Below are 15976 nucleotides of genomic sequence, written 5' to 3' on the forward strand. Positions count from 1 at the left end.
TGTATCATGGGTCTATAATGGGATATGATACTAATTTTATGTGTTCATACAGAATCAATTATCCAGTTGTTGTGCACAAACGGGATCGTATGCAGGGGGAATTTCGGTTAAATATAATTTTGCCGGGGTTTCGACGTTTTGAAGGAGGGTATATTTGATGATCGAAATAGAAAAACCAAAAATCGAAACGGTTGAGATCAATGATGATGCCAAATACGGGAAGTTCGTCGTAGAACCACTTGAGCGTGGATATGGTACAACTTTGGGTAACTCCTTACGTCGTATCCTTTTATCCTCACTCCCAGGTGCAGCTGTCACATCGATTCAAATCGATGGGGTACTTCATGAATTCTCCACAATCGAAGGTGTTGTGGAAGATGTATCATCCATTATTCTTAATATAAAAAAACTAGCTCTTAAAATCTATTCAGATGAAGAAAAGACGCTAGAAATTGATGTTAAGGGTGAAGGTGTCGTAACGGCTGCGGATGTTACTCACGACAGTGATGTTGAGATCTTAAATCCAGATCTTCACATAGCGACTCTTGGTACAAATGGTCATTTTCGTATGCGTCTAACTGCTAGACGTGGTCGCGGTTATACTCCCGCTGATCAAAATAAAAGAGAAGACCAACCAATTGGTGTTATTCCAATTGACTCTATCTATACTCCAGTAGCACGTGTTTCCTACCAAGTAGAAAATACTCGTGTTGGTCAAATGACAAACTATGATAAGTTAACATTTGATGTTTGGACTGATGGTAGTACTGGACCTAAAGAGGCGATTGCCCTAGGTGCCAAAATTTTAACTGAGCATTTGAATATCTTCGTTGGATTAACTGATGAAGCCCAAAATGCTGAAATTATGGTTGAAAAAGAAGAGGATCAAAAAGAAAAGGTTCTTGAAATGACAATTGAAGAACTAGATCTTTCTGTTCGTTCGTATAATTGCTTAAAACGTGCCGGAATCAATACCGTTCAAGAATTAGCAAATAAAACGGAAGAAGATATGATGAAGGTTCGTAATTTAGGAAGAAAATCTCTTGAAGAAGTAAAAGCAAAACTAGAGGAACTAGGTTTAGGCTTACGTAAGGATGACTAACTAGTAACCTGCAATAAATAGATAGTTTGTTGTTGCCTTTTTTTAAGAGAAAATGACTTCAACAAAGGAGGGAAACTTTCATGGGATACAGAAAGTTAGGACGTACAAGTGCACAGCGTAAAGCTATGCTAAGAGACTTAACTACAGACTTAATCATCAACGAGCGTATCGAAACAACTGAAACTCGTGCGAAGGAAATTCGTTCAACAGTTGAAAAAATGATTACGCTTGGAAAGCGCGGAGATTTACATGCTCGTCGTCAAGCTGCAGCATACATTCGTAATGAAGTGGCTAACGCTGAAACGAACCAAGATGCGCTTCAAAAGCTTTTCGCTGATATCGCTCCTCGTTATGAAGAGCGCCAAGGTGGCTACACTCGTATTATGAAACTTGGACCACGTCGTGGAGACGGAGCACCAATGGTCATCATCGAGCTAGTTTAATATCCTTTTTACAACAACAAGGGCGAGGACAGTTTAAATACAAACTTGTTCTTTGCCCTTTTTCATTAATTGAGGCGAATGCTATGACATTCCATATAGCATTCCACTTATGAACCAAGCCCATACTGAGCGTTATGATAAGCATGATATTTGTTTTGTCTAGCTTTGGCGGCTAGGGGCTCGAGGTCATAAGCCAATCTGTCCAAAAGGTCAAAAAGCGACCTTTCGGCCAGCTCGTCTTATGCTTGTCGCCCCAGTGCGAGCCGCCTCCGCTTTTCGATACATGTCTTGTTTAGCTCAAGCACCTCCTCCTGATTTCCGTTTAGGGAATGCAAATACGAAAAAGAACAACGTGTATTTTCGTATAGGATGAGGTGCAGGCTTTTTTTATTTTCAATAACTTTTTTAAAATAGAGAATAGCAGAGATGAGGCCTAGTTAGGAGAGGACAAACATGAGTAAACCGCTTGTAGTTTTGGAGAATATCTGTTTTCGATATGATTCTGAAGGAGACTTCGCTGTAAATAATGTTTCCTTTAAGGTATTTGAAGGGGAGTGGCTGGCCATTGTTGGTCACAATGGGTCGGGGAAATCCACCTTAGCAAAAATCTTAAATGGATTACAATTTCCGCAAGCAGGTAAGGTAACCGTTTGTGACTATGAGTTAAAAGAAGAAACGGTCTGGGATGTCAGAAAGAAAATTGGCATGGTTTTTCAAAATCCTGATAATCAATTTGTTGGTACGACAGTAGAAGATGATGTGGCTTTTGGTTTAGAAAATTTAGGGATACCAAGGGAAACGATGCTAAAGAGGATTCCTGATTCATTGGATAAAGTTAAAATGGCTTCATTTCTTGATCAAGAGCCGCACCATCTTTCAGGTGGGCAAAAGCAAAGGGTTGCAATCGCAAGTGTATTAGCTCTTGAACCCGCTATTATAATTTTAGATGAAGCGACATCCATGTTAGATCCTCGAGGCAGAGAAGAAGTTTTAAATATTGTAAGAGAGCTAAAGAACAATCGGAAAATTACTGTTATTTCAATTACCCACGATCTAGAAGAGGCTGCGAAAGCAGATCGAATCATTGTGATGAACAAGGGTGAATTATATAAGGAAGGATCGCCTGAGGAGATCTTTGAATTAGATGAAGAATTGGTAAGCTTAGGATTAGATATTCCATTTCCGGTTAAATTGAGTAAAGCTCTCCGCAATAAAGGATTGACACTTACAAAAAACTTTCTATCAGAAGAAGAGTTGGTGAAAGAATTATGGACATCTCATTACAACAAGTAGAGCATCGCTACCAGCAAGGAACACCTTTTGAAAGACTCGCCATTCAAAATGTATCAATGAATATTCCATCAGGTTCTTATATTGCGATTATCGGGCATACTGGTTCTGGGAAATCAACAGTTCTTCAACACCTTAATGCTCTACTGCGACCCTCAAAAGGGAAAGTAGTTATAGGCAATCGAACGATAGAAGCAAATAAAAAGGAAAAAAACTTAAAATCGATTCGGCAAAAGGTTGGGATCGTCTTTCAATTTCCTGAACATCAATTATTTGAAGAAACGGTTGAAAAAGATATTTGCTTTGGTCCAATCAATTTTGGAGTGCCTGAGTCTGAAGCAAAGGCAAGAGCATTAACGGCCATTCGCCAAGTAGGTTTAACAGAAGAGATTTTACAAAAATCTCCGTTTGATTTATCTGGTGGTCAAATGCGCAGAGTTGCAATTGCAGGTGTGTTGGCAATGGAGCCTGACGTTATTGTATTGGATGAGCCGACGGCAGGGTTAGACCCACGCGGGCGTAAGGAAATTATGGAGATGTTTTATCAGCTTCATCAAGAACGCAAGCTGTCGACCATTTTGGTTACGCATAGTATGGAGGATGCAGCTCGCTATGCCGATCAAATCTTTATTATGCATAAGGGACAAGTATTTAAACAGGGGACGGCTGAAGAGATTTTTTCCGAACCAGAAGGTTTAATTGAACTAGGTTTGGATGTTCCTGAGGTAATTCGGTTTCAGCAGAGATTTGAACAAACCTTTCAAACGAAGTTGGACAGGCCTTGTTTAACCATTGAACAATTAATAGAAGCCATTACCTTGTTTAATGGAAGGGGGAATTCAAAATGATGGAAAAAATGATTTTTGGCCGCTATGTACCGGCACAATCACTCGTTCATCAGATGGATCCTCGATCAAAGCTTGTATTAGTGTTTTTATATGTATGTATCGTTTTTATTGCCAATAATCCAATTACTTATGGAATCTTAACGGTCTATACGATTGGTATGGTGGCCCTTTCGAAAATCTCCTTTCGCTTTTTATATGGAGGGCTAAAGCCTGTATTATGGCTTATTTTATTCACACTACTGCTTCACCTCTTTTTAACGAAAGGCGGTGAGCTTCTTTACGAGCTAGGGCCAGTCAAAATTTATGAAAATGGCATAAGACAAGGTATTTTTATTTCGATGAGGTTTTTTCTGTTGATTTTAATGACCTCATTATTGACGCTTACGACCACTCCGATTGAAATAACGGATGGGATCGAGACTCTTTTAGGACCATTAAAAAAAATCAAGTTTCCCGTACACGAGCTTGCCTTGATGATGTCTATTTCTTTACGGTTTATTCCAACCCTTATGCAAGAAACAGATAAAATCATGAAAGCGCAAATTGCGAGGGGGGTTGAATTTACGAGCGGTCCTATTAAAGAAAGAGTACGAGCCATTGTCCCGCTTCTGATTCCGCTGTTTATTAGTTCGTTTAAACGGGCAGATGAGCTTGCTGTAGCCATGGAGGCTAGAGGATACAGGGGAGGCGAAGGAAGAACGAAATACCGCCTGTTAAAATGGGATAAGGTTGATACTTCGATGTTATTGGTACTTGGTATTATTACCGCTATTTTATATCTATTTAGAACGTAATGGGGTATTACGATGCAACGCTATAAATGTAAAGTTGCCTACGTTGGAACATTATTTTCTGGTTATCAAGTTCAGCCAGATAAAAGAACGGTTCAAAGTGAAATAGAGAAGGCCCTAGAGAAACTTCATAAAGGAATTTCAATGCGGGTGTTTGCCTCTGGAAGGACCGATGCTGGCGTGCATGCGAAGGGCCAGGTTATACATTTCGACTCACCATTAGCCATCCCGGAAGACAAGTGGACGATTGCCTTAAACACATTGCTGCCGGATGATATATCTGTAATAAGGGTGGAGAAAGTTTCCAATGACTTTCATGCAAGATTTAGTGTGGTCAAAAAAGAGTATCGCTATTATCTTTATTTAGGGGCTATTCGCGATCCATTTCAACAACATTTTGCGTATCAATTCAAATATCGATTAAATTTTTCTGATATAGAGCTTGCAATCGGTTCTTTAATGGGAACTCATGATTTCACCAGTTTTTGCTCTGCAAAGACAGAGGTGGAGGATCGAGTACGAACGATACACGAAATCGAGCTTTTCGAAGAAAATGGACTACTGGTGTTTCGTTTTGTTGGCAATGGGTTTTTATATAATATGGTGAGGATATTGGTTGGAACGCTGTTAGAGGTGGGTACAGGGGAGAGATCCCCACAGTCTATTTCTGACCTTTTAGCCAAGAAAGACCGAACCTTGGCGGGGAAAACCGCCCCGGCACATGGGCTTTATTTATGGGAAGTGCTTTATTGATATAGATTTAAGTGGGAAGATTTTATTATTTTTTATGTAAGGCAACTAATCCTGGTGTTGACAATTTGCCCACAACGAGATATTATATCATATGGTATGTATTTTAACCCCACAATGAGCCCCGGAAGAGCAATTTGTGTAAAAATATATATGGACAATCTGAAATAGATTATTTAGGAGGGAAATTCATGCGTACAACGTTTATGGCTAATTCAAACAATATTGAACGTAAATGGTACGTGATTGATGCAGAAGGACAGACTTTAGGTCGCCTTGCAAGTGAAGTTGCATCAATTTTACGTGGTAAAAATAAACCAACTTATACACCACATGTTGACACTGGTGATCATGTAATCATCGTGAATGCATCTAAGATCGAGTTAACTGGTAAAAAGCTAACTGATAAAATTTACTACCGTCACACAAACCACCCAGGTGGATTAAAGCAAAGAACAGCTCTTGAAATGCGTACAAACTACCCTGAGAAAATGATCGAGCTTGCTATCAAAGGCATGCTTCCAAAGAACTCTCTAGGTCGTCAAATGTTCAAGAAATTACACGTTTATGCTGGCGCTGAGCATCAGCAACAAGCACAAAAACCAGAAGTTTACACACTTCGCGGATAATTTTTAGAGGAGGTTATTAACTTGGCACAAGTTCAATATATCGGTACTGGTCGTCGTAAAAGCTCCGTTGCACGTGTACGTTTAGTTCCAGGTAACGGAACCATCACGATCAACGATCGTCAAATCACAGATTACATTCCATTTGAAGCATTACGTGAAGTTGTTAAGCAACCATTAAATGCAACTGAAACATTAGGAAGCTACGATGTTCTTGTTAATGTTAAAGGTGGAGGTTACACTGGTCAAGCTGGCGCAATCCGCCACGGTATCGCTCGTGCGTTACTTCAAGCTGATCCAGAATTCCGTCCAACATTAAAGCGCGCTGGTTTATTAACTCGTGATGCACGTATGAAAGAGCGTAAGAAATACGGTCTTAAAGGTGCTCGTCGTGCGCCTCAGTTCTCAAAGCGTTAATATTTTCTCGTTCAAGACTCTCAACCTATACCGGTTGGGGGTCTTTTTTATTTTCCTCCCAAGACATCGAGAGGGTAAATTCTCAAAAAGGGTTTATCGATAATCATCATCTTATTGTTTAAACATAAACTTAATTTATATGAGTTCTACGGTTGGTATATTTATCACAATAAATCCTGTCAAACAGCACAAGAAACAGTGAGGTGGATCCTATTGAGTTTAGAAAAGAAGATCTGTTTTGCGGTCTTGGTCCATGAAAACAAGGAACTAGTCAGGGAGTTGCTTAATAACATACGATTCTTTTGTCCAAATAGTTCAATTGTGTTATTTAATGGTGGTGATGATCTTGAGCTCTGTGAGGGATTAGGATATCCTATTTGTCCAAGAAGCAGAGAATTAAAGTACGGTTTTCTGAGTATTTACCATCTTGAAGTAATGAAATGGTTAGAGGACATTGACTTTCCATACCAATACTTAATTAATTTGGACTCAGATAGTTTATTTGGGAGAAAAGGCTTTGAAGAATTTATTATCGATTCTATGGAAGATACAGACTATATGGCGGCTAAATTAAGGAAGGCTCACAAAAAGTGGTATCCAGCTAAAACTTTCAATGAAGAGAAAGAAAAGTGGGAGCCGCTATTTAATGTTGAGTCATTTTATGGAGTATTTAATGTCGGGCAGGTGTTTAGCAGAAATTATATTCAAACGCTGCTAAATTCACCGCAGTTGCCATTGTTAACAAAGAATATAGCTGAGACTAAGACCCACGCCTTGGAAGAAATTGTGTATGTAAATATGGCGAGACAACTAGGATTGAAATACAAATCATATCCAAATGAAGCAGGTAGCCTTATTAGATATCGCCCATTTTTTTCGTATGATGAGGTAATCCATCATTTAAACGAAGGAGAACCAAGATATCTTTTCCACCCTGTAAGAAGAAATAAGCATGATGGGGCGAGAATTCTCTTAAATCACTTGCTGCTTCAAGAAATACAACAAAGCGGTCACGATAGTGGGAATTCAGGATATATACCGAATATTGATCAGGTTAAAGGTGTGCCCTCTCTATTGTCCGATAATGGTTTACACTCCGGCCCCAATGAATGGCTAGCTCCTTTAAAATCAGGTCGGGTGGCAAATTGGAGAAAACTAGCCGACAATTTACCTTGGTTCGGGCCATATGTCTTCGGTGAAGATAATGCTGAAGCTGTGACAATGATTAAAAGCAAATCAGGTTACCTAGAAGCTGTCATTAGACATGATCAAAAACTGGCCCATTATTGGCGAGATGAACAAGGTGAAATTTGTTGGCGCATGAGTACAATGTTTGGTTCAAATACGACGGGGATTCCAATTCTAGTTGAAAACAAAGAGGGCGATTTTGAAGTTGTTGCACCACTTATTAACGGTGGGTTAGGGTATTGGTACCGTGACAACAAACGGCGTTCCAATGAATGGGAGGGCCCAGTTTTAATTGATAACAAGAACATTATAAGACCGTTATCAATCTTACGAAACGAGAATGAACAGTTGGTTATTGTGGCGTATCTTAGCGGAAAATTAGTGTCATATGTAAGGGAAGATGGAATTTGGATCGGACCCTTAGTTTCATTCTTTGAAGGCAATATTCAGGGATGGAGCGGATTAAGCGGATTAAGCGGATAACGAAAGCCTTTGTAGAGTGGAGGAGATCCTATGCGAATATATTTTTATAATCATTATTTATATGGACGCGGTGGAATGGAAACGGTTGTCCCAATGGTTTGTAAAGATTTAATGAAAAGAGGTCATGATGTAAAAATTATTCTGATGAAGAAATCAGAGTATACTGATTGGACACTTGGAATTCCAGTCATTTATCTTGAAGCCGAGGTAGAATCCAAACAATGGCGCTTTGTCGATGCGAATGAAACATACGGCCGGATCATGATGTTGCAAGAGGGGTTGCGAAGGCTTCCTGCTCCTGATGTTATCGTCCCAATGGATATTGAAAATATCATTCCAGCCCGAATAGCCTCAGAGGTTTATATCGATCGCCCTAAAATCATTAGTTGGATTCACTTGTCTCTTAAAGTATTGAAAAATCAAAAGAACCTTATTTTTGCTGATGCCCATCTTTCGATCAACAAAGAAAATATGCTTGAACTTCGAAAATTAGACGAATACGGACCTACTTATCTTGTTTATAATCCTGTTTCGATGCAGACGGATTTCATCTCTAGACCAACGATTCCTCATTTTATTTTCCTTGGTCGATTGGGTCACCAAAAAAGATTAGATCGTGTTCTTCACGCTCTTGCTAATGTTTCAGGAGATTGGACATTACAAGTTATCGGTGATGGAGATAAGGGACCTAGTTATAAAAAATTGGCTAAAGAACTTGGTATAGATGATCGTATTACTTGGGAGGGATGGAAAACCAGGCCTTGGGAGGTCATAAAAAAGGCATCAGCTATGCTCCTGCCTTCTGATTTTGAAGGATTTCCCGTCTGTATCATTGAAGCCCATGCACATGGAATTCCTGTCATTGCAGGTGATTGTCCATCAGGTCCCGCGGAGATGATTCAAAATGGAATTAATGGTTGGCTCTATCCTTATCAAGATGTAGTTGCCTTATCCAGTATTCTTAATGGCGTTGTGCAAAAGGAAATCCTTCTTCCCAGTCAAGAAACCGTAAAACAAACTGCAGTAGATTATGATGTAGAAAAAGTGGTCAATCGGATAGAAAAAGCTTTGTTAGATCAATGTAATCGGAGTGAAAAAATGCAAATATAAAAAATCGTTTCCACTACCCTTTATAATATTGGGGGGATACTGTGTCTAAAAAGGAATCGAAGATCATAACAGATAGGCATGGCAACAAAATTACAACAGACGAAATTCAATGGATTTGCCAACAACATCATTTAGGTGAAATTCAGCGTATCATTGGTGTTCTCGGAGGTAGAGCCAATGTCCCTATTCTAGTCAAAACGGAAAAAGGTAAATATGTATTGCGGTATGTAACACATCCTGCTTCAAAGGAACGAATAAAATATATTGAGGATATCATTTTATGTTTGAAGGAGGCCTCTATACCTGTTGAAAATGCTATTAAAAATAAAACTGGAGAGTATTACTCTTTAATCAATAACAGACTGATTCAAGTGTACCCGTTTATCCAAGGTTCTAGCTTTAAATTTGTCCCTGAACAAATTAAGTCCAATGCAAGAATGCTGAACAGATTTCATGCCGCATTAAACTTATTTAAGCAGGGGCCGTTGCCAATAGACTCAATCTGCCCAACTGAAGAAAACCTCAAAATTAGATTAAACCGTTTGTATCAACATAAAGAATCGATATCCAATTCCTCCCTTTCCAAAATTGAATCCCTATATTCTCTTCTAATTAAGCATTGGCAAAAAGCAAATGAAATTGAATTTAAAGATACGATTATCCATGATGACTGGCATCCTTGGAACCATATCTATAATAAGGATGGGTCTGTTGCGTGTATTCTGGATTTTGATTATGTTCGACCAGGGAAACGGGCTTACGATGTGGCTTATTGTATATATTGGATTTTCATGCGTTCCCCGAATAAGAGCAGTAAGATCAATTCGAAAATGTATCTGGATAGTTATGATGAGCTGACATTAGAAGAAAAAAAATTCTTACCAATAGTCATTGCAAAAGTAGCGTTATTTTTTATTATAGAATCCGTTGTAGAAGTAGATAATCAGATAAAAGTAAATGAGCCTCTGATTGAATTTTTACTTAGTCAAGGGGGGGAAAGATTTTTCCTTTAAATGAAGAACTGGCCCTCTGACAGAGGAGTTTCGTTCCCCTTTCAGGCAGCTCCAGCCTATTTACTGGAGTTTTCTTTATTAATCCTATTATTTCCCATTAAAATTGGAAACATAAAGCTTAGCGAAGATGGTATTACACCTGTCAGAAGGATAAAGACTACCTTCAAAGGGGTGTAAAATGAAAATGACCTTGATAACAACATTTAAAGAAAAAAAACGTGAGAAACAAATAAAATATGAACGGACATTGCTTCGCGATTTATCAATTCAAATGCTTAAAACGAGTGTTCAAAGATATTTTGGTTCATCAAGAATAGCCTCTAGTGTTTTGCTTAAATCAGGGATGGAGGAGGCCTGTTATGATGTTGCGATTGAAGGGTATTTACTCGGAGCTCGAATGAGCCGGTTTGGATATTTTGGTGAAAATATGAAACAGGTTCAAATGCGGTGTGAAAATGAGTTAAAGCATTTGTCCGATACGTTATATAATTTTATTCTTTATTGGGGGCAAGGCCTTGGGGATGATGGTATTCAAAGTGAGTCTTTATTTTATATTTGCGAACAGTATGTAGATTCCTGGTGGAGGGAAGGTTTCCAAAAAGGGGAAAGACGGTATAAACTCCGTCTTCACTAATCATTAGCATACCTTAAGTTCTTTTGTGTACCTTGTTTTTGCGTTCTAAATCTTTCTCTTGTCCCATATAGTTAATTGAAAGGGACGGGCAGGAGGGAGACACTTAACGTATGAAACGAAAATTAAAAATTAGTGGATTTGCTCTTGGGCTAATCATTTTATTTTTCATATTACAGTATGATTTTAGAGAAGATGACTCTTGGAAGTCATGGAATCTCCCCTTGAGCGGTAAAATAATTATGCTTGATCCCGGTCATGGAGGTCCCGATGGGGGAGCAGGAGATAAGCGAGCTCTTGAAAAGGACATCGCCTTAGATGTGTCCTTAAAAATAAGGGATTATCTTCAAGAGCAAGGAGCTCTTGTTATAATGACTCGGGAAACCGATCGTGATTTAGCTGATAACGATACAAGGGGTTACAGCCGAAGAAAAGTAGAGGATTTAAAAACACGGTTAAAAATGATTAACGATTCTGATGCCGATTTATTTGTCAGTATCCATTTAAATTCAATTCCATCGCCCCGCTGGAGTGGAGCACAAACGTTTTATGCACCTCGAAAAAATGAAAATGAAAGAGCGGCAAAATTTATCCAAGATGAATTACGCAAGAATATGGAAAATACGAAGCGGGTAGCCAAGCCGATTCATCATGTTTATATACTAAAACACGCAAAGAAGCCTGGAGCATTAGTTGAAATCGGCTTTTTATCAAATCCAGCTGAACGAAACAATTTGAAACAGGAAGGATATCAGGAGAAAGTAGCCGCCTCTATTTATAAAGGAATAATTCGCTACTTTACGGTTGAAAAAGAACTAAAAGAAACAAACTAGAAGGTGAATCACCTTCTTTTTATTTTTTTGGTATAACATAATAGGGTGTGATTCACATAACTGTTATTTTTGTGAATTATGGTATATTATGAATTGGATATAAATACATAAGGTAGGTGTGTAGAAATGTTAACAGAGGCAAAAGTAGTAGAGCTTTTAAATGGATTAAAGGAGCCTTTTTTACATAAAACACTTGAAGAAGTTTCAGCCATTCAAGAAGTGAAAATTAATGAAGAAAAAGGCCATGTTAGTGTCAAGGTGGCGATTGCTAAAACCGGCACAGCGGAACAGCTTCAACTTCAATCAGAAATTGTATCTTTGCTAAAGCAAGAGGGAGCTAATACAGTTGGACTTCGTTTCAGCGAGCTTCCTGAAGAGGTTTTGGCGAAATTCCGCGCAGAAGCTGCTCCGGAGGAAGAAGGGTTGCTTTCTCCTTCAAGCAAAACAACCTTTATTGCTATTGCGAGCGGAAAAGGTGGCGTTGGAAAATCAACAGTATCAGTAAACCTTGCCGTATCATTAGCGCGTTTAGGGAAAAAAGTCGGTTTAGTTGATGCAGATATTTATGGATTTAGTGTACCAGACATGATGGGAATCACGAATCGTCCTGCTGTTAAAGATGATAAAATCATCCCTGTTGACCGTTTTGGTGTAAAGGTTATTTCCATGGGATTCTTTGTAGAAGATAATGCTCCAATTATTTGGCGTGGACCAATGCTTGGCAAAATGTTAAACAGCTTCTTCAATGAGGTGAACTGGGGTGAGTTAGACTATCTATTGCTGGATCTTCCTCCAGGTACAGGAGATGTTGCTTTAGATGTTCATTCCATGCTTCCAGCTTGTAAGGAAGTAATCGTTACTACTCCACATCCTACTGCTGCCTTTGTTGCAGCCCGTGCAGGGGCAATGGCAATCAAAACTGATCATGAAGTGATTGGGGTTATTGAGAATATGTCCTATTTCGAGAGTGAAAAAACGGGTGAGAAGGAATATATTTTTGGTCGAGGCGGAGGAGAAAAATTAGCCGAAGAGCTTCAAACGAAAGTACTTGGTCAACTTCCATTAGGTCAGCCTGATTGGAATGAAGAAGATTTTGCACCATCCGTTTATCAGGAAGACCATAAGCTAGGTAAGATTTATCGTGATATTGCCCAAAAGATTATGGAAACGATTGAAAATTAGTAAATAAACAAAGAAAAAGCCTCCTTAAATAAAGGGGGCTTTTTTTTGTTTAAAAAGCAAATCTTTGTTAAGAAGCTAAGGTAATTATGCACCAGTTGCTTCCTCTTTTTTTCCGGTTTTTGTCTCAGCAGCTGCCTTCATTAAAAGATCTTCTATTTTTGCCTTAAATAATGGATTTTCAAAAGTCTCACTTACGACTTTTTCCATATAGGCACGATATTCAGTGCTTTTCAGTGTATCTTGAACTTCCTTTTGTAGCTCAGGATCCTTCATCAGTTCGACCATTTTGCTTCGATAATCTGGATCATTCATTAAGTTTTTCATTAAGGTTGCATTTTCCTTTTGCATGCTTTTGGCCACACCTTCAGCAAATTTTGGATCTGAATAGGCCTTTTTCCAAAACTCCATTCCCTTATCGGATGTAAGAGTTTGTTCAATTGTATCCTTTACGACTACTTGATCCATCACCAATTGTTGTTTAAGTTTTTCGTCGGACATGACTTCTTGGATTGCTTTTTTCCCATCATCAGTTTTTAATATGTCGACAACCATTTTTTTTGTTTCTTCATAATCCATTTGTGCACCTTGTAAGTCTGCCTCAGAGCAGCCGGATATTATATACAAAAAGCAAAATGGGAGGAGCAGCTTTGACCATTTCAACATAAAAAAAGCTCCCTTCACAAAGCATTTCTTACTTATAGAATGAGAAATAAGGACAAATTTTATGCATTTACAAGTGAATATCTAGATTTTTCAAAATTTGGTTGGTACAATCAAGGCAGTAAATAATATTATTTTCTTCGAAACAAGAGAACGAATTGTTAAAAAGAAAAATGGGGGAAAAATTGTGAATAGCCGTAATTTGGTAAAGTTGTTTTTTTCAACTTCATTACTTGGGGCACTTATAACTGGGGTTGTAGGTTTTGTTGTTCGTTGGGAGGAATTTAAACCGTTTTTTTCTAATTTCGATTTAGTTGAAATTATATCGATCTTTTTTTGGTTAATGGGAATGGGGCTAATATTTAGTCTGTTAAGCCAAATGGGCTTTTTTGCCTATTTAACAATACATCGGTTTGGCTTGGGAATCTTTCGAAGTGTTAGTCTTTGGAATAGAGTTCAGATTGTCTTAATTGGATTTGTTTTATTTGATTTAGCCTATTTCCGCTATTTATTTTTTGCAAAAGAAGGGGATAGCTATATTCCATATATTGCTGTTGCCCTATTTATCTTATTATTCGGGATTATTGTTGCATGGCAAAAAGCAAAGCAAACGAACAAGGATGCGTTTATCCCAGCTTTATTCTTCATGATGGTTATTACTGTAATTGAGTGGATGCCAGTTTTACGGGTAAACGAAAAAAGCTGGTTGTATTTAATGTTAGTTCCCTTACTTGTCTGCAATGCATATCAATTACTAGTTCTTCATAAGCTCAATGAAACATCACATTTGCAAAGAAATCACGTTCAAAAAGCCTGAATTCCTAAGGAGGCTGAAAATCACCATCAGCTTCCTTAGGGCCCAGGCCTTTTTTTTATAAGTTGAGAAAGTATTTAAGTAAATGAGTGTCTAGCTCCAGCGCCCAGCTCCTAGTGAACTTCGCCCACCTCCCTACGATAAGTCAACATCGAATCGCTATCGCTCTTCGTGTTTCCTTTATCTCAGTCGGTGTGCTCCAGTCCTGTCGTGCGCTACCCGGGCGCTTGCGCCTTTCTTAATTTATTTCAGAAGATTGAGCATTTCCATTGGCGATCATTTCGGAAACGGATACTAATTTAAGACCCTTTCTCCTTAACTCATCGATAACTTCCGGAAGGGCCTTTGCGGTTTGTTTGGCAGAATCTGATGCGTGCAATAGGATAATGTCTCCTTTTTTCGCTCTTGAAACATTCTTGGTAATTTCTTTTACGCCAGGATTGGTCCAATCTTTCGAGTCAATACTCCAGTGGACAAACTTATAGCCATATTGGGAGGCAATTTTAAGTGCCCGCTGGTCAAAATGTCCGGTAGGGGCACGAACCAACTCTATCCCTTTAACATTTAACTTTTTAAATGCCTCCTGAGCCAGTACTAAATCCTTTCTAATTTTTGAATCCTCTAATTCCGAATAATCTTGGTATGAGTAACCAAGTATTCCAATTTCAAATCCTTCTTTCACCATTCTTTCGACAAGGTCAGGGTGTCTTTCCGCCCAAGAGCCGGACAGAAAAAAAGTTGCCGATTTAACATTTTCCTTTTTTAAAATGTCGATAATAGGTTCGGCCTTTTCATCACCCCAACCGATGTTAAATGTTAAAGCAACATCCTTTTCACCCTTATAAATGGCTTTCGGGCTATCTTTAGCAGTAAACACCGCAAGATGAAAGATGTTTTCCATGTACATGAAAAAAGCGGTAAAGAAAGCTGCGACCATAATTAACACTAAATGTTTAATGGACTTACCATTTAATACGAAAAAGAAATTCATCCTCGTCACCTCGTCCCATACACTCAATCCTATCCTATGCGCTAGAATGATTGATATGATCATTTTGCTAATAAAAAAACCAAATATGGAAAACACTACAAAAACTACATTTTAATCAAGAGGTGTTTTATATGCTTGGTATGATGATCAATAGAAAAGAGGAACAGGAAATAAGGTATTTAATTAAAAGAGAAATGGATGAAATCTTATATGATTTAAAAGATGAACGAATCGACCATACCGTCAAAAATGCGATGGAAGAAAGGTATAAAATATTATTTTCCCTATTTAAACGGTTTGCCCCACCATTCGAATGCTTTAAATATATGCCGTCCAAATATAAACAGTTAAAAAAGGGCTGAATAATTTAGGCAAATATATAGCTTATAAAAAACTAATGTCAGTGCAATTAAATAATTTGCAAAAAACTGTTGACTAATAAGTTGCATCTTGTTATATTAATAAACGTCGCTGCAAACGAACAAAAGAAAAACGAAATCCTTTGCGGTAGACGGTTTAAAAAATATGTTGACAGTAAAAACGCTGTATGATATATTAAGAAAGTCGCCTCTCGGTGACAAGTTATAAAATTGCTCTTTGAAAACTAAACAAACAAACGTCAACAATAATATTTTATAGTGTGATTGACTTCGGTCGAGACACACTAGCCAACGTAACTTTTATGAGCTAAATCAACTTTCTCGGAGAGTTTGATCCTGGCTCAGGACGAACGCTGGCGGCGTGCCTAATACATGCAAGTCGAGCGGATTGATGGGAGCTTGCTCCCTGAAGTCAGCGGCGGAC

The 15976-nt window shown here is 38.4% G+C and carries 18 protein-coding genes and 1 rRNA gene; 17 read left to right on the forward strand and 2 right to left on the reverse strand.

The annotated features are described in order from the left end of the window. The first annotated feature begins 157 nt into the window (after window positions 1-157). The 14 genes from ACI48O_RS21000 to ACI48O_RS21065 all read left to right on the forward strand — a co-directional run bounded on the left by ACI48O_RS21000 (window position 158) and on the right by ACI48O_RS21065 (window position 12707). Complete coding sequence (locus ACI48O_RS21000) at window positions 158-1102, forward strand: DNA-directed RNA polymerase subunit alpha (RefSeq protein WP_147535665.1); 945 nt, start codon at window positions 158-160, stop codon at window positions 1100-1102. Between the two features lie 80 nt (window positions 1103-1182). Next, window positions 1183-1545, forward strand: coding sequence for a 50S ribosomal protein L17 (rplQ, locus tag ACI48O_RS21005; protein WP_435563778.1), 363 nt, complete (start codon window positions 1183-1185; stop codon window positions 1543-1545). 453 nt (window positions 1546-1998) lie between these two features. Further along, the gene (locus tag ACI48O_RS21010; RefSeq protein WP_435563779.1) at window positions 1999-2838 is read left to right on the forward strand and encodes an energy-coupling factor ABC transporter ATP-binding protein; all 840 of its coding nucleotides are present in this window, start codon (window positions 1999-2001) and stop codon (window positions 2836-2838) included. Next, the gene (locus ACI48O_RS21015) at window positions 2814-3683 is read left to right on the forward strand and encodes an energy-coupling factor ABC transporter ATP-binding protein (RefSeq protein ID WP_435563780.1); all 870 of its coding nucleotides are present in this window, start codon (window positions 2814-2816) and stop codon (window positions 3681-3683) included. The genes ACI48O_RS21010 and ACI48O_RS21015 overlap by 25 nt, the downstream gene beginning before the upstream one ends. Then, window positions 3680-4477 carry an energy-coupling factor transporter transmembrane component T family protein gene (locus tag ACI48O_RS21020; RefSeq protein ID WP_435563781.1) on the forward strand — a complete coding sequence of 266 codons (798 nt, stop codon included), beginning with the start codon at window positions 3680-3682 and terminating at the stop codon, window positions 4475-4477. The genes ACI48O_RS21015 and ACI48O_RS21020 overlap by 4 nt, the downstream gene beginning before the upstream one ends. Before the next feature lie 12 nt (window positions 4478-4489). Next, the gene (gene truA / locus ACI48O_RS21025) at window positions 4490-5227 is read left to right on the forward strand and encodes a tRNA pseudouridine(38-40) synthase TruA (protein WP_435563782.1); all 738 of its coding nucleotides are present in this window, start codon (window positions 4490-4492) and stop codon (window positions 5225-5227) included. Between the two features lie 188 nt (window positions 5228-5415). Then, complete coding sequence (gene rplM / locus ACI48O_RS21030) at window positions 5416-5853, forward strand: 50S ribosomal protein L13 (protein WP_435563783.1); 438 nt, start codon at window positions 5416-5418, stop codon at window positions 5851-5853. Window positions 5854-5874: 21 nt separating this feature from the next. Beyond that, on the forward strand, window positions 5875-6267 hold the full coding sequence (rpsI, locus tag ACI48O_RS21035) for a 30S ribosomal protein S9 (RefSeq protein WP_435563784.1): 393 nt from the start codon (window positions 5875-5877) through the stop codon (window positions 6265-6267). A 213-nt stretch (window positions 6268-6480) separates the two neighbouring features. Continuing rightward, window positions 6481-7938, forward strand: coding sequence for a hypothetical protein (locus tag ACI48O_RS21040; RefSeq protein WP_435563785.1), 1458 nt, complete (start codon window positions 6481-6483; stop codon window positions 7936-7938). Window positions 7939-7968: 30 nt separating this feature from the next. Then, window positions 7969-9048 carry a glycosyltransferase gene (locus ACI48O_RS21045; RefSeq protein ID WP_435563786.1) on the forward strand — a complete coding sequence of 360 codons (1080 nt, stop codon included), beginning with the start codon at window positions 7969-7971 and terminating at the stop codon, window positions 9046-9048. Between the two features lie 41 nt (window positions 9049-9089). Beyond that, on the forward strand, window positions 9090-10061 hold the full coding sequence (locus ACI48O_RS21050; RefSeq protein WP_435563787.1) for a phosphotransferase: 972 nt from the start codon (window positions 9090-9092) through the stop codon (window positions 10059-10061). Between the two features lie 184 nt (window positions 10062-10245). Further along, entirely contained in the window at window positions 10246-10695 is a 450-nt protein-coding gene (locus ACI48O_RS21055; RefSeq protein WP_435563796.1) for a YbaK family protein, read from the forward strand. Between the two features lie 110 nt (window positions 10696-10805). Beyond that, window positions 10806-11525, forward strand: coding sequence for an N-acetylmuramoyl-L-alanine amidase CwlD (gene cwlD, locus ACI48O_RS21060; protein WP_435563788.1), 720 nt, complete (start codon window positions 10806-10808; stop codon window positions 11523-11525). A 126-nt stretch (window positions 11526-11651) separates the two neighbouring features. Then, window positions 11652-12707 (forward strand): Mrp/NBP35 family ATP-binding protein, encoded by a 1056-nt coding sequence (locus ACI48O_RS21065; protein WP_435563789.1) that lies wholly within the window; start codon window positions 11652-11654, stop codon window positions 12705-12707. An 84-nt stretch (window positions 12708-12791) separates the two neighbouring features. Here ACI48O_RS21065 and gerD read toward each other — a convergent pair whose 3' ends face one another. Continuing rightward, window positions 12792-13370 carry a spore germination lipoprotein GerD gene (gene gerD, locus ACI48O_RS21070; RefSeq protein WP_435563790.1) on the reverse strand — a complete coding sequence of 193 codons (579 nt, stop codon included), beginning with the start codon at window positions 13368-13370 and terminating at the stop codon, window positions 12792-12794. A 184-nt stretch (window positions 13371-13554) separates the two neighbouring features. On the opposite strand from gerD, the gene ACI48O_RS21075 reads away from it, so the two are divergent. Then, window positions 13555-14184: a KinB-signaling pathway activation protein gene (locus ACI48O_RS21075; RefSeq protein WP_435563791.1), complete on the forward strand. Its 630-nt coding sequence runs from the start codon at window positions 13555-13557 to the stop codon at window positions 14182-14184. Window positions 14185-14419: 235 nt separating this feature from the next. On the opposite strand, the gene pdaB is transcribed toward ACI48O_RS21075, so the two are convergent. Next, window positions 14420-15172, reverse strand: a complete 753-nt coding sequence (gene pdaB / locus ACI48O_RS21080; protein ID WP_435563792.1) for a polysaccharide deacetylase family sporulation protein PdaB — start codon at window positions 15170-15172, stop codon at window positions 14420-14422. Window positions 15173-15303: 131 nt separating this feature from the next. Between pdaB and ACI48O_RS21085 the strand changes: the two genes are divergently transcribed. After that, window positions 15304-15534, forward strand: coding sequence for a hypothetical protein (locus ACI48O_RS21085; protein WP_435563793.1), 231 nt, complete (start codon window positions 15304-15306; stop codon window positions 15532-15534). Between the two features lie 336 nt (window positions 15535-15870). Then, a 16S ribosomal RNA gene (locus ACI48O_RS21090) occupies window positions 15871-15976 on the forward strand; the annotation flags it as partial.

It is taken from the genome of Neobacillus terrisolis (assembly GCF_051233475.1).
Taxonomy (GTDB): Bacteria; Bacillota; Bacilli; order Bacillales; family Cytobacillaceae; genus Bacillus_BU.

Coding starts and splice junctions, on each gene's coding strand:
- ACI48O_RS21065 (WP_435563789.1), top strand. CDS start 11,652: ATGTTAACAGAGGCAAAAGTAGTAGAGCTTTTAAATGGATTAAAGGAG.
- ACI48O_RS21015 (WP_435563780.1), top strand. CDS start 2,814: ATGGACATCTCATTACAACAAGTAGAGCATCGCTACCAGCAAGGAACA.
- cwlD (WP_435563788.1), top strand. CDS start 10,806: ATGAAACGAAAATTAAAAATTAGTGGATTTGCTCTTGGGCTAATCATT.
- rplQ (WP_435563778.1), top strand. CDS start 1,183: ATGGGATACAGAAAGTTAGGACGTACAAGTGCACAGCGTAAAGCTATG.
- ACI48O_RS21055 (WP_435563796.1), top strand. CDS start 10,246: ATGACCTTGATAACAACATTTAAAGAAAAAAAACGTGAGAAACAAATA.
- pdaB (WP_435563792.1), bottom strand. CDS start 15,172: ATGAATTTCTTTTTCGTATTAAATGGTAAGTCCATTAAACATTTAGTG.
- ACI48O_RS21010 (WP_435563779.1), top strand. CDS start 1,999: ATGAGTAAACCGCTTGTAGTTTTGGAGAATATCTGTTTTCGATATGAT.
- ACI48O_RS21085 (WP_435563793.1), top strand. CDS start 15,304: ATGCTTGGTATGATGATCAATAGAAAAGAGGAACAGGAAATAAGGTAT.
- rplM (WP_435563783.1), top strand. CDS start 5,416: ATGCGTACAACGTTTATGGCTAATTCAAACAATATTGAACGTAAATGG.
- ACI48O_RS21045 (WP_435563786.1), top strand. CDS start 7,969: ATGCGAATATATTTTTATAATCATTATTTATATGGACGCGGTGGAATG.
- ACI48O_RS21000 (WP_147535665.1), top strand. CDS start 158: ATGATCGAAATAGAAAAACCAAAAATCGAAACGGTTGAGATCAATGAT.
- ACI48O_RS21020 (WP_435563781.1), top strand. CDS start 3,680: ATGATGGAAAAAATGATTTTTGGCCGCTATGTACCGGCACAATCACTC.
- gerD (WP_435563790.1), bottom strand. CDS start 13,370: ATGTTGAAATGGTCAAAGCTGCTCCTCCCATTTTGCTTTTTGTATATA.
- truA (WP_435563782.1), top strand. CDS start 4,490: ATGCAACGCTATAAATGTAAAGTTGCCTACGTTGGAACATTATTTTCT.